The sequence below is a fragment of the Streptomyces sp. NPDC059909 genome (assembly GCF_042730885.1).
GTDB lineage: Bacteria > Actinomycetota > Actinomycetes > Streptomycetales > Streptomycetaceae > Streptomyces.
In genome coordinates, this window is record NZ_JBHWKX010000019.1 from 83,836 (window position 1) to 99,906 (window position 16,071).

Sequence of the window (16,071 nt, forward strand, 5' to 3'; positions counted from 1 at the left end):
ATTCATTTGTGATTGCCGGCCGGGGTGCGGTTCCCGGGTCGACTCCGGCGTACGGCGGGGCGCGACGCCCGGGACCCGGATCCGGCCCGGACCGGGTCAGACGGTCTCGGGAAGCTCCTCGAGACCCTCGGCGACCAGCTTCGCCAGACGGTCGAGGGCGGCGTCGGCGCCGTCCGCGTCCGAAGCGAGCACGATCTCCTGTCCGCCCTCCGCGCCCAGGCCGAGCACCGCGAGCATCGAGGCGGCGTTGACGGGGTTGCCGTCGGCCTTGGCGATCGTCACCGGGATGCCGGAGGCCGTGGCGGCACGGACGAAGATGGAAGCGGGGCGGGCGTGGAGGCCCTCGGCCCAGCCGACATTGACGCGGCGCTCAGCCATGGTGATGCCCTTCAAGTCCTAGCGGTTGTCTAGACCAGTCTCTCATGTGTCCCGCAGTGCTCGGAAACGTCTCGGCCGGTGTCCGGGCACTCGCGGGTGCCCTAAGACTGCACCCGCCCCACGGGCTTCGCGACCGGTGCCCGAGCCGTACTCTTTCCCCATGCAGACCCCGTCGGACCACGCGTACCCCGACCACTGGGAAGCCGACGTGGTGCTGCGCGACGGTGGCACCGCGCGCATCAGGCCCATCACCACCGAGGACGCCGACCGGCTCGTCAGCTTCTACGAGCAGGTCTCGGACGAGTCCAAGTACTACCGCTTCTTCGCGCCGTACCCCCGGCTCTCCGCGAAGGACGTGCGCCGTTTCACGCATCACGACTACGTGGACCGCGTGGGTCTCGCGGCGACGGTCGGCGGCGAGTTCATCGCGACCGTCCGCTACGACCGGATCGACACGCGCGGAATGCCCGCGTCCGCGCCCGCCGACGAGGCGGAGGTCGCCTTCCTGGTACAGGACGCGCACCAGGGGAGGGGAGTCGCGTCCGCGCTCCTCGAGCACATCGCGGCGGTCGCGCGGGAGCGGGGCATCAGGCGCTTCGCGGCGGAGGTGCTGCCCGCGAACGGCAAGATGATCAAGGTCTTCACGGACGCCGGGTACACGCAGAAGCGCAGCTTCGAGGAAGGCTCCGTCCACCTCACGCTGGACCTGGAGCCGACCGCCGAGTCGCTCGCCGTGCAGCGCGCCCGTGAGCAGCGCGCCGAGGCGCGGTCCGTGCAGCGGCTGCTCGCGCCCAGGTCGGTGGTGGTCGTCGGGGCCGGGCGGGCGCTGGGCGGCGTGGGCCGCGCCGTCCTGCGCAATCTGCTCGACTCCGGATACACCGGGCGCACGTACGCGGTGAACCGCAACCTCGCGCCGGACGTGCGCGAGCTGGACGGCGTCCCCGCATACCGCTCGGTCGCGGAAATCGTCAAGGAGACGAGGGAGCCCGTCGACCTCGCCGTCGTCGCCGTTCCGGCCGAACGGGTGCCGGAGGCCGTCGCCGACTGCGGCGAGCACGGGGTGCAGGGTCTCGTCGTACTGGCCGCGGGATATGCGGAGAGCGGGGCGGAGGGGCGGGAGCGGCAGCGCGAACTGGTGCGGCAGGCCCGTTCGTACGGGATGCGGATCATCGGGCCGAACGCCTTCGGGATCATCAACACCTCACAAGCGGTCCGGCTCAACGCGTCGCTCGCACCCGAGTCGCCGGCGCGCGGCAGGATCGGGCTGTTCACCCAGTCGGGCGCGATCGGGATAGCTCTGCTCTCGGGGCTGCACCGGCGGGGCGCCGGGCTGTCGTCGTTCATCTCGGCGGGGAACCGGGCGGACGTGTCGGGAAACGACTTCCTGCAGTACTGGTACGAGGACCCCGACACCGACGTCGTCCTGCTGTACCTCGAATCGATCGGCAACCCGCGGAAGTTCACGCGTCTCGCGCGGCGCACGGCGGCGGTCAAGCCGGTCGTCGTCGTGAAGGGCGCACGGCACAGCGGGAGCGCGCCGCCCGGGCACGCGGTGCCGACGACGCGCGTGCCGTACGCGACCGTGTCCGAGCTGCTCGCGCAGGCGGGCGTCATCCGCGTCGACACGGTCACGGAGCTCGTGGACGCGGGCCTGCTGCTCGCGGGCCAGCCGCTGCCCGCGGGGCCGCGCGTCGCCATCCTCGGCAACTCCGAGTCCCTCGGCCTCCTCACCTACGACGCCTGCCTGACGGAGGGGCTGCGCCCGCTCCCGCCGCGCGATCTGACGACGGCGGCGACGCCGGACGACTTCCGGGCGGCGCTCGCGGAGGCGCTGCGGGACGAGGCGTGCGACGCGGTCGTCGTCAACGCGATCCCCTGGGTCGGCGACGGCGGAGTCACCGAGTCCGGCGACGGCGAGATCCTCGCGACGGCCCTCCGTGCTGCGGCGGCCACGGGACCGGCCAAGCCGGTGCTGGTCGTCCACGTCGAACTCGGCGGCCTGGCGGACGCCCTCGCCGCGGCGACGAGCTCGGCCCCACCGCACCGGCCGTTTGCGGCCGACCCGTCGGGGCCGCCTGCCGCAGGCGCCCCGGGAGATACCGGCGCGGGCGGGACCTCTTCCCCGTCCGGCCCGCTCCCGGATCCGGGGGCAGGCCGCCGGCCCCCGGTCGCCGGCGACGCGGCGTCGCCGGCGTCGCCGGTCGCTTCCGGCACGTCGCCGTCGGGTGGGTCCGAGGTGGGACCGGCGGTCAGTGGTGGGGGTCGGCCGAGTCACGATCCGAGGTCGGGCTCTCTGCCTTCCGCCGGCGGCGCGGCGTCGCCGGCATCGGCTGGCGTCCCGGGCGGCACGTCGCGGCCGGGCGTATCCCGGGATGGAACCGCGGCCGCTGCACCGGGTGGGTTCACTCAGGGTACGGGGGGAGAGCCCCCTGCCGCCGGCTCGGCCGCGCACCCGCCGGTGGCCGGTGCAGGGCCACGGCCGGGTGAGTCTGCGGGCGGTCCTGCGTCGCCGTCGGGTGGGCGGCATCCTGCCCACGGTTCGCCATCGTCCGGGCCGAGCGGCCCGGTCGGCCGCGGTCCCGCCGCCGCCGGTCACGCGGCGTCCGGCCTGCCGGGCAGCGCCGCGTCTCCGGGCCCCGTCGGCCCTGCCGATGGAGTGGACAGCGGTGCCGGAGGTGCCGGCGGCGCCGAGGCCGGCGGGCCGGGCGCCCCATCGGCGCGTCCCCTGTCCGCGACGCGGATCCCCGCCTACCCCGCCGCCGAGCGGGCCGTGCGCGCGCTCGGGGAGGTCGTGCGATACGCGCAGTGGCGGCGGGAGGCCGCCGAGCCGGGCAAGGTGCCGGAGTACGAGGACATCGACGAGGGCGGGGCCGCCGCGCTCGTCGCGCGGTTGCTCGGCGACATGCCGGGGGAGCGCGGGATCACCCTGCGCGACCAGGACGCGCGGGAGCTCCTCGCGCGGTACGGGATCCACGTGCGCCCCACCCTGCCCGCCCCTGGCCCCGACGCGGCCGTCCGCGCCGCCGAGTTCCTCGGGTACCCCGTCGCGCTCAAGACCACCACCCCGCACCTGCGCCACCGCGCCGACCTCGGCGGCGTACGCCTCGATCTCGCCGACGAACAGCAAGTGCGACAGGCGTACGCCGAGTTGACCGAGACCCTCGGCAAGCCGGAGGAGCTCCAGCCCGTCGTCCAGGCCATGGCCCCGCGCGGCGTCGACACCGTCGTACGCGCCGCCATCGACCCCGCCGTCGGCGCCGTGCTGTCCTTCGGTCTCGCCGGCCCCGCGACGGAGCTGCTCGGCGACACGGCCCACCGCCTCGTCCCCGCCACCGACCGCGACGCCGCCGAGCTCATCCGGTCCATCCGGACCGCCCCGCTGCTCTTCGGCTGGCGCGGCGCCGCCCCCGTCGACACCGCCGCCCTCGAGGAACTGCTGCTCCGCGTGTCCCGGCTGGTCGACGACCACCCGGAGGTGGTCTCCATCGGCCTCGAACCGGTCGTCGTCGCCCAGCAGGGGCTCTCCGTGCTCGGCGCCACGGTCAGGCTCGCCCCGCCCCCGCCCCGGACCGACCTGGGACCGCGCACGCTCCCCAGTTACTGAGCGCACTCCCGGGTCCCGCGGCCCCGTAGGATGGACCGCATGGCGAAGACCGGTACGACGACCCAGGGGCTGCGAGCGGCGATCGAGCGCAGCGGCTACTACCCGGCTCTCGTGGCCGAAGCGGTGGAGGCCGCTGTCGGTGGTGAGCAGATCGCGTCGTACCTGGTCCATCAGGAGACCACGTTCGACGCGAACGAGGTCCGCCGCCATGTCACCGTCCTCGTCCTGACCGGCACGCGCTTCATCGTCAGCCACACCGACGAGCAGGCCGCCGACAGCAGCTCGCCGACGCCGTACGCCACGACCTCGACCGAGTCGGTCAAGCTCGGCCGGATCTCGTCCGTCGTGCTCAGCCGCGTCGTCGCCAATCCCGAGTCGTACACCCCGGGCACCCTCCCCCGTGAAGTCGTCCTCACCATCGGCTGGGGCGCCGTCTCGCGGATCGACCTGGAGCCCGCCGCCTGCGGCGACCCCAACTGCGACGCGGACCACGGCTACACGGGGAACTCCACCGCGGACGACCTCAGCCTGCGCGTCAGCGAGGCCGGCGACGGCCCGGAGGCGGTCCGGCAGACGCTCGTCTTCGCGCAGTCGCTGTCCGAGGCCACGGCCGCGACGCCTCCCACGGCGACCGCCCGCTGATGGCCCAGCCCCAGCTCGCCTCCGTCTGGCCCGAGGAACCCGTCCCGCTCGCAGTCGGCACCGCGCCCGTCCCCGCGTACGGCTCCGCCTCGCTCGCCGATCTGCTGCCGACGATCGCCGCGGGCCAGGGCGTGCCCGGACTGCACTCCGCGATCACGCAGCTCGAGCCCGCCGACCGGAACTGCGTCTTCCTCATCGACGGCCTCGGCTGGGAGCAGCTCAAGGCCCACCCCGAGGACGCCCCGTTCCTGACCTCGCTGCTCGGCTCCTCGTGCGGCGGCACGGGCGCACCGATCACCGCCGGCTTCCCCGCCACGACGGCCACCTCGCTCGCCTCCTTCGGCACCGGCCTGCCGCCCGGCGCGCACGGCCTGCCCGGCTACACCGCCCGGAACCCGGAGACCGGCGAGCTGATGAACCAGCTGCGCTGGAAGCCATGGACCTCGCCGCGCGTCTGGCAGCCGTACCCGACGGTCTTCCAGCTGGCCGACGAGGCCGGGGTGCACACCGCACAGGTCTCGTCCCCGACCTTCCGGGACACCCCGCTCACCAAGATCGCACTGAGTGGCGGAACGTTTCACGGCCGGCTCAGCGGCGAGGAGCGGATGGACTTCGCCGCCGAGCAGCTCGCCGCCGCCGACCGGTCCCTCGTCTACACGTATTACAGCGAGGTCGACGGCAAGGGCCACCGCTTCGGCGTCGACTCCGACGCCTGGCGCGGCCAGCTGATGTACGCCGACCACCTCGCCCAGCGCCTCGCCGAACAGCTTCCGCCCCGCACCGCGCTGTACGTCACCGCGGACCACGGCATGATCGACATCCCCTTCGACGAGGAGTCGAGGATCGACTTCGACGAGGACTGGGAGCTGCGCGCCGGTGTCGCCCTGCTCGGCGGCGAGGGCCGGGCCCGGCATGTGTACGCCGTCCCGGGCGCCGAGTCCGATGTGCTCGCCGTCTGGCGTGAGGTGCTCGGCGACCGGTTCTGGGTGGCGAGCAGGGACGAGGCGATCGCCGCGGGCTGGTTCGGCCCGCAGGTCGACGAACGCGTCCACGGACGCATCGGGGACGTCGTCGCGGCGGCGAGCGACGACGTCGTGATCACCGCTTCCGTCAACGAGCCGCACGAGTCCGCGATGGTCGGCATGCACGGCTCCATGACCCCGGTCGAGCAGTTCGTCCCGCTCATCGAAGTCCGTTCGTAGGCACCGACCCCTCCGCCCTCCCTTCGAGACAACTGAAAGGCCGTCACGCTCCCATGTCCGAACTCGTGTTCTTCTCCGGAACGATGGACTGCGGAAAGAGCACCTTGGCGCTCCAGATCGAGCACAACCGTTCGGCTCGCGGCCTGCAAGGTGTGATCTTCACCCGCGACGACCGGGCGGGTGAGGGCAAGCTGTCGTCCCGGCTGGGGCTCGTCACCGAGGCCGTCGAGATCGTGGAGGGCATGGACGTGTATGCGTACCTCGTCGATCACATGACCCGCGGGGGCAAGGCGGACTACCTGATCGTGGACGAGGCGCAGTTCCTCGCGCCCGAGCAGATCGACCAGCTCGCCCGGATCGTGGACGACCTGGACCTGGACGTCTTCGCCTTCGGTATCACCACCGACTTCCGCACGAAGCTCTTCCCCGGCTCCCAACGGCTCATCGAGCTGGCGGACCGCATCGAGACGCTCCAGGTCGAGGCCATGTGCTGGTGCGGTGCCCGCGCCACCCACAACGCCCGCACGCTGGGCGGGGAGATGGTCGTGGAGGGTGAGCAGGTCGTCGTCGGTGACGTGAACCGGCGCGCGGAGGAGATCAGTTACGAGGTACTGTGCCGCCGCCACCACCGGCGTCGCATGACCAGCGCCACAGCCCGCGCCGGTGCGCTGTCGCCGGACGTTCTGCCGGTCAGAACGTCCTGACGCGCGGTTCCTCGTCCGGCTGCCGTGCCGTGCGGGGACGGCCCGGGTCCTCCGGGACGCCGTCCTCGCCCTCGGGCAGACGCCCGGCGGCCGCGGGCCCTCACCCCCCGGCCCGGGCTACAGACGCGTCGTGCTCCGCACGATCGTGAAGACCGCGCCCTCCGGATCCGCCACCGTCGCGATCCGTCCGCATGTTCCCTCCCGCGGCTCGTGCAGGACGTGCCCGCCGAGGTCCACCACCAGCGCCGCGGTCTCGTCGGCGTCCTCGACCTCGAAGTACGTCATCCAGTGCGAGCCCCTGTCGCGGGGCAGGGCCGTGCCGACGCCGTGCAGGGAGGCCACCGGGCGGCCCTCCAGGTGCAGGGTCAGATAGTCGAAGTCGGCGGAGACGACCGGCTCCACCTCGTACCCGAAGACGGACCGGTAGAACTTGCTGACCGCCGACGTCTCCCGCGTCACCAGCTCGTTCCAGACCGGTGTGCCGTGCGTGCCGAACAGGGCGATGCCCGCGTGCGCAGCGGCCTGCCAGATCCCGAAGACCGCGCCCTCCGGGTCAGAGGCGATCGCCAGCCGGCCCGCGTCCGCCGCGTCGAGCGGCCCGACGCCGACCGTCCCGCCGCACATTCTGATCTGCTCGGCGGTCTCGTCGGCGTCGTCGGTGGCCAGGTACGTGGTCCACGCGATCGGCAGATGACGATCGGGCGGGAGCTGGCCGATGCCCGCGACCTCCTTGCCGTCGATCAGCGCCCGGACATAGGGACCGAGCTGCTGCGGGCCCGGGACGAAGTCCCAGCCGAACAGTGCCCGGTAGAAGTCCTGTGTCGCGGCAAGTCCGTGCACCATCAGGCTGACCCAGCAGGGCGTGCCGGGTCTGCGCCGAGTCGCCTCGGTCATCGTCACTCTCTCCTCGGACCATCGTCGTGGCCGTGCGGCGGGGGACCGGATGCGGGCCGTCGTGCGGCGGAGGCCCTGTGCCCCGTGCAGATGCTCGCACCACCGGCGTGCCGCGCGCCCCGGCCGCGCCGCATCACCGGGGATCCCACAGGGGAGGATGCCCGTTTTGGCTTCGCCCATCCGTTCCGCCGCCGTTACGGGCCCGCCGTGCCCTGCGCGAGGATGGCTCCTATGACCCCCATCATCTCCGCAACAGAACTCGCGAGCGAGTCGGCCGGTCCGCGGCCGCCGGTGCTCCTCGACGTCCGCTGGCAGCTGGGCGGCCCGCCGGGACGACCCGCGTACGAGGCCGGGCATCTGCCCGGTGCCGTGTACGTCGACCTCGACAGCGAGCTGGCAGGGCCCCCCGGAGCGGGTGGCCGGCATCCGCTGCCCGAGGTGGCGGCTTTCGGCGCGGTGATGCGCCGCGCGGGAGTGTCGGGCTCCACCCCGGTCGTGGCGTACGACGGCGGCCAGGGCTGGGCGGCGGCGCGGGCCTGGTGGCTGCTTCGATGGACCGGCCACGAGGACGTACGGGTCCTGGACGGGGGCCTCGCGGCGTGGGACGGCCCGCTGACCACGGACATCCCCGCTCCGGAGCCGGGCGACTTCACTCCGGTACCGGGCGCCCTGCCCCTGCTCGACGCGGACGGCGCGGCGGCCCTGGCGCGTACCGGGCTGCTGCTGGACGCCCGGGCCGCCGAGCGCTACCGCGGTGACGTCGAGCCCATCGACCGCGTCGGCGGCCACATCCCGGGCGCGGTCTCGGCACCGACGACGGAGAACGTCACCCCGGGAGCCACCACCTTCCTCCCCGCGGGTGAGCTGGCCGCCCACTTCAAGCGCCTGGGCGCGTCGGACGCAGCCGAGGTGGGCGTCTACTGCGGCTCGGGCGTCTCCGGCGCGCACGAGGTCCTGGCGCTGGAGATCGCGGGCGTCCGGGCCGCGCTGTACGCGGGCTCCTGGTCGGAGTGGTCCTCCGACCCCACCCGCCCTGTGGCCACGGGCCCCGACCCGGACGCGTCCTAGCCGCGGGGTCGCCCGGTGCCGGGTCGGACGCCGTTGCGCGTCGGCGTGACCCGGTCCCGGGTCGGCGGCCGGTGTGCCCGTACCGGCCCTGGGTCGGCGGCCGGTGTGCCCGTACCGGCACCGCGCGGTTGGCCGGTGTGCCGGTCCTCGAGCGCCGGACGGGCTTGAGGTATGCCCGGCACCGCACCCCCACCGCCGGAGCCGTGCCCCCGCTACTCCTGCTTCTTGCGGCGCGTGCCGAACACGATCTCGTCCCAGCTCGGCACAGCCGCCCGGCGGCCCGGCCGGACGCCGTCCGCCTCGGCCTGACGGTCGGTCGTGCCGGTGAGCCGGTCGCGGTGGCCGCTGACGGAACGGGGCATGAGCACGTCCGCGTACGCCGAACCCGCGCCGGCCGAGGCCGCAGGGGCCGGCGGCTCCTCGGAGTCGGGCTCCTGCGCGGCGGGGTCGGCCGCGGGCGGGTCGACCGGGGCGGGGCGGTCCGGGACCACCATGTCGCCCCGGAAGCTCGGCACCGCTTCCAGAAGGCTGGTCAGGGAGTCGCGCTCGCTCTCGTCCGGCTCGGCAGCCGGGACGACCGGCGCGGGCCGCTCCAGGGCACGGTCGAGCGCCCGGTCGAGTCCTCGGTCGAGCGGCCGGTCCCGCGGCAGCCGGGCAATGCGCGGCACGAACGGGAAGCTCGGCTCCTGCGCGATCGCGATGGCGTCGTCGGTCTCACCGATCAGCGCCCGCGCCTCGTCGTCGACGGCCTGGACGAGCCGCCGCGGCGGGTCGTACGTCCAGCTCGCCGAGTGCGGCTCGCCCGCCACCCGGTAGACCAGCAGCACCTCCCAGGTGCCGTCGTCGCGGCGCCAGGAGTCCCACTGGACGGAGTCCTTCTCGGCGCCGCGCAGCAGCAGCCGCTCCTGGACCGCCTCGCCGAGCTGCGGTCCCGCGTTCTCCCCGGGACGCCGCACGGGAGTCTTGCGCGCCCGCTCCGCCATGAACGCGCGCTCCGCGAGTACGGGGCCCTCGAAACGCCGCACCCGGTCGACCGGAATGCCGGCGAGCTGGGCGACCTCCTCGGCGGAGGCGCCTGCACGTATACGCGCCTGGATGTCGCGGGGGCGGAGGTGGCTCTCCACCTCGATCTCGATCTGGCCGAGGCGGGCGCGGTCGTTGCGCACGGCAGCGCGCAGCCGCTCGTCAATCGGAAGCGTGTACTCCGTGCTGTCCGCAGCCTTCAGCACCAGTCGTGTGCCGTCGTTGGAGACGGCCACGACACGCAGTTCGGGCATGGGGACCTCCCGGGTGGTGCCTGCCGACGTCACGTACGTCGCTGCTTCCGCTAGTCGAGTGTGGCCTGCCCGGGTGCAGCCTGCCACAACCTTGCCGAGTTCCTCCGGCGTGTCGGGCATGCGCCCTTGATCGCCGTTATGGCACGGTTACCTATTCGCCACGCATAGTGACGGTTGGTCACTCTGTGCAGCCGGTGTCCGTGCGGTACCGCGGCGCCGCCGGTTCGAGTGCCGCTTTCGGCCCCCTCCCGTAAGTCCGGACACCCGTGAGGGAGACCGGTCCCAGGGCTCGCCACAGTACTCCATTCGGGCCACGGGGGTGGACCGGCGCGCCGCCGAACTTGTCGCAGGGGGTGGGAGTTGGGCCTGCGGGCCCGGTTCCGACGGTGGCGAGCTTCACAGAATCGCCTGAATTGGAACTATTCGATTCGCTCATATGTCCCTTCCTGGTGCATGGCGGGACAGATGGGTAGGCGGATGCTGAAGGCGGACCAGAAGCGGCACGTTGACGAGCGGGGACGAAGGAACAGAAGGAGCGGCGGCTCGATCTGAGCGTCCCCCAGGTCGCCGGGAGCGCGCTCGCGGCGATCGCGGCCGCGGTGCTCGCCTCTCAGCTCGGTGTCTGCGGAACCATCGTCGGCGCCGGCGTGGTCGGTGTCGTGGCGACGTGCGGCGGTTCGGTCTTCCAGCATCTGTTCCGGCGGACCGGTGAACAGCTCCGCGACGCCGCGAAGTCCCGTCCGCCGGTGCGCGCACCTCACGAGGCGCCTCTCGTAGGGGAGTTCGGTGAGGCGACGACCTACGGCAGGCGGGTCCGTGGCCGGAAACGGCCCGCACTGGCCGCGGTTGTCGTCTACGCGGTGGCGATGCTCGGCATCACGGCGTACGAACTCGCCTCGGGCAAGGATCTGAGCGGCGGCACCGGCACGACGGTCGGATCGGTCGTACGTGGCGGTGGCGGTGGCGGTGGCGGTGGCGGAAGCGGCGACGACTCCGCGCCGACCCCGTCCGCCTCCGCGGATGCGGGCGTCGCGGACGCCCCTTGGAGCACTGGGGTCGGCCTTCCGGATCAGGCCTAGGCGCCCAGGACCCGTCGCAGGTAGTCGTTCGCGAACAGCCGCCCGGGATCCAGCCGGTCCCGCAGTGCCATGAATTCGCCGAAGCGCGGATACACGCCCTCGAAGTACTCCGCGTCGCGCGTGTGGATCTTGCCCCAGTGCGGCCTGCCGCCGCGCGCGACCATGATCTGCTCGACCGCGGTGAAGTACGAGCGGTACGGCGTGCCCTTGTACATGTGCACTGCGATGTACGCGGTCTCGCGGCCCGAGGCCGTCGACAGCGTGATGTCGTCCGCCGGGGCGGTCCGCACCTCGACCGGAAAGCTGATGCGCAGCGGTGAGCGGTCGACCATGGACTTCACCTCGCGCAGGGCCTCGACCGCGGCCTCCCTCGGAAGTGCGTATTCCATCTCGACGAAGCGCACCCGGCGGGGACTTGTGAAGACCTTGTAGGGGATGTCCGTGTACGTACGAGCGGACAGGGCCCGGCTGGCGAGGCTCGCGATGGACGGGATGGTCGCGGGCACCGCCCGGCCGAGCGAATTGACCACCTGGAACAGCCCGTTGGAGAGGAGCTCGTCCTCGATCCATGCGCTGACGGGGCCGGGAGGGGCGGCGGGGCCGGCGCTGCGGTTGTTGCGCTTGGTGTTGCAGTTGCCCGTGTGGGGGAACCAGTAGAACTCGAAGTGCTCGTTCTCCGCGTGCAGCTCGTCGAACTCGGCCGTGACCCGGTCGAAGGACATCGGCTCCTCGCGGGCCGTCAGCAGGAACAGCGGCTCCACGGCGAACGTGATCGCGCTGACGACACCGAGCGCGCCGAGGCCGATCCGGGCAGCGGCGAAGACCTCCGGATTCTCCTTCTCGGAGCAGTGCAGCACCGAGCCGTCCGCCGTGATCAGCTCGAGGCCCCTGATCTGCGCGGCGATCGAAGCCGATTCACGGCCGGTGCCGTGCGTCCCGGTGCTGGTCGCGCCGGCGACCGTCTGTTCCATGATGTCGCCCATGTTCGTGAGCGACAGGTCCTCACGGGCGAGTGCGGCGTTCAGCCGCTTCAGGGGCGTACCCGCCTCGACGGTCACCGTCATCGCCGTGCGGTCGATCTCACGGATGCCGGTGAGCAGGTCGGGCCGTATCAGCACGCCGTCGGTCGCGGCGATCGAGGTGAACGAGTGGCCCGTACCGACCGTCTTGACCCGCAGGCCGTCCTCGGCCGCCCGGCGCACGGCCTCGGCCAGTTCGTCGGCCGTGGCGGGGGAGACCTCCCGCACCGGGCGGGAAGTCACCGTCCCTGCCCAGTTACGCCACGCGCTCCCCGTCCTGGATGTGCTGGTCATCCTGCCCCTCCCGCGTCGGCACCGGCCTGCGCAGCCGGCGGTACCCCAGGAACGCCACCACGGCCGCGAGCGCTCCCGCCACCGCGGGCACCGCGTACGCCGCACCGGCGCCTCGCTCGTCCACCACCCAGCCGGCGGCCGACGAGCCGAGCGCCACGCCGACCGCGAGCCCGGTGCCCGTCCAGGTCATGCCCTCGGTCAGCTTGGTGCGCGGTACGTGCGCTTCGACGAGGGCCATCGTGGTCACCATCGTCGGTGCGATGGCCAGGCCGGCGACGAAGAGCGCCACGGCCAGGAACGGCAGGTTCCCGGCCAGTTGGAGGGGGATCATACTCACGGCCATCGCGAGGACACCCAGTACCCACCTGCGGGACGGTTCGCCCTTGAGATGGAGCAGCCCGAAGACCGCGCCGGCCAGGCAGGAGCCGAGCGCGTACACCGCGAGGACCAGGCTCGCCGCCGCCTTGTGCCCCTCCTGCTCGGCGAAGGCCACCGTCACCACGTCCACCGATCCGAAGATCGCGCCCGTCATGACGAAGGTGGCGACGAGCACCTGCAGCCCGGGGGAGCGCAGCGCGGAGCCGCCGGAGTGCTCCTCGCGCGGATGCGGCACGGGCTCGGTGGCGCGCTGGGCCGTCAGCCACAGCACGCCGATGACGAGGAACACGGTGGCGAGCAGCGGGCCCGACTCGGGGAACCAGATCGTGGACAGGCCGATGGAGACGATCGGGCCGACGATGAAGCACACCTCGTCGACGATCGACTCGAAGGAGTACGCGGTGTGCAGCTCGCGCGGGGAGCCCCGGTGGATCTCGGCCCAGCGGGCCCGGGTCATCGCGCCGACGGCCGGGATACAGCCCGCGCCGGCGGTGAAGGCGAAGAGGGTCCAGTCGGGGGCGCCCTGCTGGGCGCAGACGAGCAGTCCCGTCACCGCGGCGACCGTGACCAGCAGGGCCGGGCGCAGCACCCTGCGCTGGCCGTGCCGGTCGATCAGCCGGGAGACCTGGGGGCCGAGCACCGCCGCCGAGAGCGCGAGGGTCGCGGAGAGCGCTCCGGCCAGTCCATAACGCCCCGTCAGCTGGGAAACCATGGTCACGATGCCGATGCCCATCATGGACAGGGGCAGCCGGCCGAGGAAGCCTGCGGCGGAGAACGCCACGGTGCCGGGGGCGGCGAATATCGTGCGGTAGGGACTGGGCAAGGGGTGCTCCGTAAGGAATGTGAGTGGCCCGTACAGCTTACGGGTTAGGTAACCCTTACTGCAGTGCGGTTTCCTGCCTGTCGGAGCCGGGTGGGAGGATCGGGACCATGGCCGAACAGCTCGATCCCGCTCCCCGCGACCCAGCGCCCTACGACGCCCTGCTGCTGCTCTCCTTCGGTGGTCCGGAGGGCCCGGACGACGTGGTCCCGTTCCTGGAGAACGTGACGCGGGGCCGCGGAATCCCGAAGGAACGCCTCAAAGAAGTCGGTCAGCACTACTTCCTGTTCGGCGGGGTCAGCCCGATCAACGGCCAGAACCGTGCGCTGCTCGACGCGCTCCGCAAGGACTTCACGGACGCGGGCCTCCACCTGCCGGTCTACTGGGGCAACCGGAACTGGGCGCCGTATCTGACCGACACGCTGCGGGAGATGGTCCTGGACGGGCGCAGGCGCGTCGCGGTGCTCGCGACCAGTGCCTACGCCTCGTACTCGGGTTGCCGGCAGTACCGGGAGAACCTGGCGGACGCGCTCGCGGCGCTGGATGCGGAAGGGCTGCCGCTGCCGCACGTGGACAAGCTGAGGCACTACTTCAACCACCCGGGGTTCATCGGCCCCATGGTGGACGGCGTGCTCGCCTCGCTCGCCGACCTGCCCGAGGACGTACGGGCCGGGGCGCACCTCGCCTTCACCACGCACTCCATCCCCGAGTCCGCCGCGGACGCCTCCGGTCCGGCGTGGGAGCACGGCGAGGGCGGGGCGTACGTGAGGCAGCACCTCGACGTGGCCCGCGTGATCGCCGAGGCCGTACGGGACGAGACGGGCACCGAGCACCCCTGGCAGCTCGTGTACCAGTCGCGCAGCGGGGCGCCGCACATCCCGTGGCTCGAGCCGGACATCTGCGACCACCTGGAGGAGCTGCACGGGGCCGGGGCGCCGGCGGTCGTGATGGTGCCGATCGGGTTCGTCTCGGACCACATGGAGGTCCTGTACGACCTGGACACGGAGGCCACGGCCAAGGCCGCCGAGCTGGGGCTGCCGGTGCGGCGCTCGGCGACGGTCGGCGCGGACCCGCGGTTCGCGGCCGCGATCCGGGAGCTGGTGCTGGAGCGCGCGGCGACCGCGCGCGGGGCCGTCGTGGAGCGGTGCGCGCTCGGGGCGCTCGGCCCCTCGCACGACGTGTGCCCGATCGGCTGCTGCCCGGCCCGAAGCGAGCGTCCCGCAGCTGCGGGCGCCGACAGTCCGTACGCGTGAGGAGCACCGTGACCGACCCCCTGCTGGACGAACTCCTCGCCCTGGCCCTGGAGGCCGGGCGCAGGGCCGGCGAGCTGCTGCGCGACGGGCGGCCCGACGATCTTTCCGTGGCGGCGACCAAGTCGAGCCCCATCGACGTGGTCACCGAGATGGACATCGCGGCCGAGAAGCTGATCACCGGCTTCCTGGCCGGGCACCGCCCGGACGACGGCTTCCTCGGCGAGGAGGGGGCGTCCACGGAGGGCACCAGCGGGATCCGCTGGGTCATCGATCCGCTGGACGGCACCGTCAACTATCTGTACGGGCTGCCGACCTGGGCGGTGTCCATCGCGGCGGAGCGGGACGGCGAGACGGTCGTCGGTGTCGTCGAGGTGCCGATGCGGGGCGAGACGTACCGCGCGGTGCTCGGCGGCGGCGCCTTCTGCGGCGAGCGGAAGCTGCGCTGCAGGCCCGCGCCGCCGCTGGACCAGGCGCTGGTGTCGACCGGCTTCAACTATGTTCAGTCGGTCCGCAGCCACCAGGCGGACGTCGCCCAGCAGCTGATCCCGCGCCTGCGCGACATTCGCCGCAGCGGCTCGGCGGCCGTCGACCTGTGCGACGTCGCCGCGGGCCGCCTGGACGGCTACTACGAGCGTGGTCTCAACCCCTGGGACCTCGCGGCCGGTGACCTGATCGCCCGCGAGGCGGGCGCCCTCACCGGCTCCCGCCCGGGCGAGCCGCCGTCCGGTGACCTGGCGGTCGCCGCGTCACCGGGCGTCTTCGAACTGCTGCAGCCCCTGCTCGACGCCCTGGGCGCCTGGCACGACTGACCCCAGCGCGGTCGAAGCCCGTCCGGCGATCGAGGACGGACACACCGGCCAACCTGCCGGCACCGGGCAAGCTCCGCGCCCGTCCGGCGTTCGAGGACCGGGGGCGGGGCGGAGCCCGGGGACCCACCTCCTGGACAGGAAGCGCCCACCCGGGCACAGCAAGGGCCCGGCACCCATACGCGGTGCCGGGCCCTTCCCGGGGTCGTCAGGCGCTCGCGGCGCCGACTTCTACGCCGTGCTCGGCGGCAAGGCGGTGCAGGTCGTCCAGCTCGGCCTGCTCGACATCCACCAGGAAGTCGTCGCCCGTTTCGCGAGCCCGTGTGAGGTCGGTCTCCGTGGCCTTGATGCGCTGCAGGAGTCCTGCGGTGAATGCGTCCATGGTTGCGCCCCCTCGTCGTGGGTCGGTGGCACGGGGGTGTGCCTACGGCGGGTTGATCACGCCGCCTCCCTGGGGGACAGAGAGCGGGGTGTGGCAAGCCACATACGTGGCGTGATCGCGGGTGTGCTGTCCACCTCCCCAGGCCCACCCTCCGAGAAACCTCAACTCCACCGGGAATCCGGTGAATTCCCGGTGCCCCCACCGCGTTCCCGCCGAGACCGCGCCGCGCCACAGCCCGCGCCCCCCGTGGGTGACGGCGACTTACAGCCGG

At 72.9% G+C, this 16,071-nt stretch carries 14 protein-coding genes; 8 read left to right on the plus strand and 6 right to left on the minus strand.

What is annotated here, in order from left to right; translation table 11 throughout:
* Window positions 1-96 precede the first annotated feature (96 nt).
* Window positions 97-378, minus strand: coding sequence for an HPr family phosphocarrier protein (locus tag ACFV9O_RS15795; protein WP_385417579.1), 282 nt, complete (start codon window positions 376-378; stop codon window positions 97-99).
* A 160-nt stretch (window positions 379-538) separates the two neighbouring features.
* Between ACFV9O_RS15795 and ACFV9O_RS15800 the strand changes: the two genes are divergently transcribed.
* The 4 genes from ACFV9O_RS15800 to ACFV9O_RS15815 are packed head-to-tail and all read left to right on the plus strand — an operon-like array spanning window position 539 to window position 6,530.
* Complete coding sequence (locus tag ACFV9O_RS15800; RefSeq protein WP_385417581.1) at window positions 539-3,982, plus strand: GNAT family N-acetyltransferase; 3,444 nt, start codon at window positions 539-541, stop codon at window positions 3,980-3,982.
* A gap of 39 nt (window positions 3,983-4,021) precedes the next feature.
* On the plus strand, window positions 4,022-4,624 hold the full coding sequence (locus ACFV9O_RS15805) for a DUF5998 family protein (protein WP_385417584.1): 603 nt from the start codon (window positions 4,022-4,024) through the stop codon (window positions 4,622-4,624).
* Entirely contained in the window at window positions 4,624-5,826 is a 1,203-nt protein-coding gene (locus tag ACFV9O_RS15810; RefSeq protein WP_385417587.1) for an alkaline phosphatase family protein, read from the plus strand. The genes ACFV9O_RS15805 and ACFV9O_RS15810 overlap by 1 nt, the downstream gene beginning before the upstream one ends.
* 53 nt (window positions 5,827-5,879) lie before the next feature.
* Window positions 5,880-6,530 (plus strand): thymidine kinase, encoded by a 651-nt coding sequence (locus ACFV9O_RS15815; protein WP_385417590.1) that lies wholly within the window; start codon window positions 5,880-5,882, stop codon window positions 6,528-6,530.
* A gap of 117 nt (window positions 6,531-6,647) precedes the next feature.
* Here ACFV9O_RS15815 and ACFV9O_RS15820 read toward each other — a convergent pair whose 3' ends face one another.
* A complete protein-coding gene (locus ACFV9O_RS15820; protein ID WP_385417594.1) occupies window positions 6,648-7,424 on the minus strand; it encodes a VOC family protein in 777 nt (258 codons plus the stop codon).
* Between the two features lie 231 nt (window positions 7,425-7,655).
* Between ACFV9O_RS15820 and ACFV9O_RS15825 the strand changes: the two genes are divergently transcribed.
* Window positions 7,656-8,492, plus strand: coding sequence for a sulfurtransferase (locus ACFV9O_RS15825; RefSeq protein ID WP_385417596.1), 837 nt, complete (start codon window positions 7,656-7,658; stop codon window positions 8,490-8,492).
* A 212-nt stretch (window positions 8,493-8,704) separates the two neighbouring features.
* Here ACFV9O_RS15825 and sepH read toward each other — a convergent pair whose 3' ends face one another.
* Window positions 8,705-9,769, minus strand: a complete 1,065-nt coding sequence (gene sepH, locus ACFV9O_RS15830) for a septation protein SepH (RefSeq protein WP_385417599.1) — start codon at window positions 9,767-9,769, stop codon at window positions 8,705-8,707.
* A gap of 599 nt (window positions 9,770-10,368) precedes the next feature.
* On the opposite strand from sepH, the gene ACFV9O_RS15835 reads away from it, so the two are divergent.
* Window positions 10,369-10,848, plus strand: coding sequence for a hypothetical protein (locus tag ACFV9O_RS15835; protein ID WP_385417602.1), 480 nt, complete (start codon window positions 10,369-10,371; stop codon window positions 10,846-10,848).
* On the opposite strand, the gene ACFV9O_RS15840 is transcribed toward ACFV9O_RS15835, so the two are convergent.
* Window positions 10,845-12,161: a D-arabinono-1,4-lactone oxidase gene (locus tag ACFV9O_RS15840; RefSeq protein ID WP_385417605.1), complete on the minus strand. Its 1,317-nt coding sequence runs from the start codon at window positions 12,159-12,161 to the stop codon at window positions 10,845-10,847. The two genes, ACFV9O_RS15835 and ACFV9O_RS15840, sit on opposite strands and share 4 nt — an antisense overlap.
* Window positions 12,124-13,362, minus strand: coding sequence for an MFS transporter (locus ACFV9O_RS15845; RefSeq protein WP_385417608.1), 1,239 nt, complete (start codon window positions 13,360-13,362; stop codon window positions 12,124-12,126). Before ACFV9O_RS15845 ends, ACFV9O_RS15840 begins: the two co-directional genes overlap by 38 nt.
* 107 nt (window positions 13,363-13,469) lie before the next feature.
* Between ACFV9O_RS15845 and ACFV9O_RS15850 the strand changes: the two genes are divergently transcribed.
* Together ACFV9O_RS15850 and ACFV9O_RS15855 are read left to right on the plus strand one after the other, a co-directional pair.
* Window positions 13,470-14,612: a ferrochelatase gene (locus ACFV9O_RS15850; protein ID WP_385417611.1), complete on the plus strand. Its 1,143-nt coding sequence runs from the start codon at window positions 13,470-13,472 to the stop codon at window positions 14,610-14,612.
* 8 nt (window positions 14,613-14,620) lie between these two features.
* Window positions 14,621-15,421, plus strand: a complete 801-nt coding sequence (locus tag ACFV9O_RS15855) for an inositol monophosphatase family protein (RefSeq protein WP_385417614.1) — start codon at window positions 14,621-14,623, stop codon at window positions 15,419-15,421.
* A gap of 205 nt (window positions 15,422-15,626) precedes the next feature.
* On the opposite strand, the gene ACFV9O_RS15860 is transcribed toward ACFV9O_RS15855, so the two are convergent.
* The gene (locus ACFV9O_RS15860) at window positions 15,627-15,800 is read right to left on the minus strand and encodes a hypothetical protein (RefSeq protein WP_385417616.1); all 174 of its coding nucleotides are present in this window, start codon (window positions 15,798-15,800) and stop codon (window positions 15,627-15,629) included.
* Window positions 15,801-16,071: the final 271 nt, after the last annotated feature.

Coding starts and splice junctions, on each gene's coding strand:
- ACFV9O_RS15795 (WP_385417579.1), bottom strand. CDS start 378: ATGGCTGAGCGCCGCGTCAATGTCGGCTGGGCCGAGGGCCTCCACGCC.
- ACFV9O_RS15800 (WP_385417581.1), top strand. CDS start 539: ATGCAGACCCCGTCGGACCACGCGTACCCCGACCACTGGGAAGCCGAC.
- ACFV9O_RS15805 (WP_385417584.1), top strand. CDS start 4,022: ATGGCGAAGACCGGTACGACGACCCAGGGGCTGCGAGCGGCGATCGAG.
- ACFV9O_RS15810 (WP_385417587.1), top strand. CDS start 4,624: ATGGCCCAGCCCCAGCTCGCCTCCGTCTGGCCCGAGGAACCCGTCCCG.
- ACFV9O_RS15815 (WP_385417590.1), top strand. CDS start 5,880: ATGTCCGAACTCGTGTTCTTCTCCGGAACGATGGACTGCGGAAAGAGC.
- ACFV9O_RS15820 (WP_385417594.1), bottom strand. CDS start 7,424: ATGACCGAGGCGACTCGGCGCAGACCCGGCACGCCCTGCTGGGTCAGC.
- ACFV9O_RS15825 (WP_385417596.1), top strand. CDS start 7,656: ATGACCCCCATCATCTCCGCAACAGAACTCGCGAGCGAGTCGGCCGGT.
- sepH (WP_385417599.1), bottom strand. CDS start 9,769: ATGCCCGAACTGCGTGTCGTGGCCGTCTCCAACGACGGCACACGACTG.
- ACFV9O_RS15840 (WP_385417605.1), bottom strand. CDS start 12,161: ATGACCAGCACATCCAGGACGGGGAGCGCGTGGCGTAACTGGGCAGGG.
- ACFV9O_RS15850 (WP_385417611.1), top strand. CDS start 13,470: ATGGCCGAACAGCTCGATCCCGCTCCCCGCGACCCAGCGCCCTACGAC.
- ACFV9O_RS15860 (WP_385417616.1), bottom strand. CDS start 15,800: ATGGACGCATTCACCGCAGGACTCCTGCAGCGCATCAAGGCCACGGAG.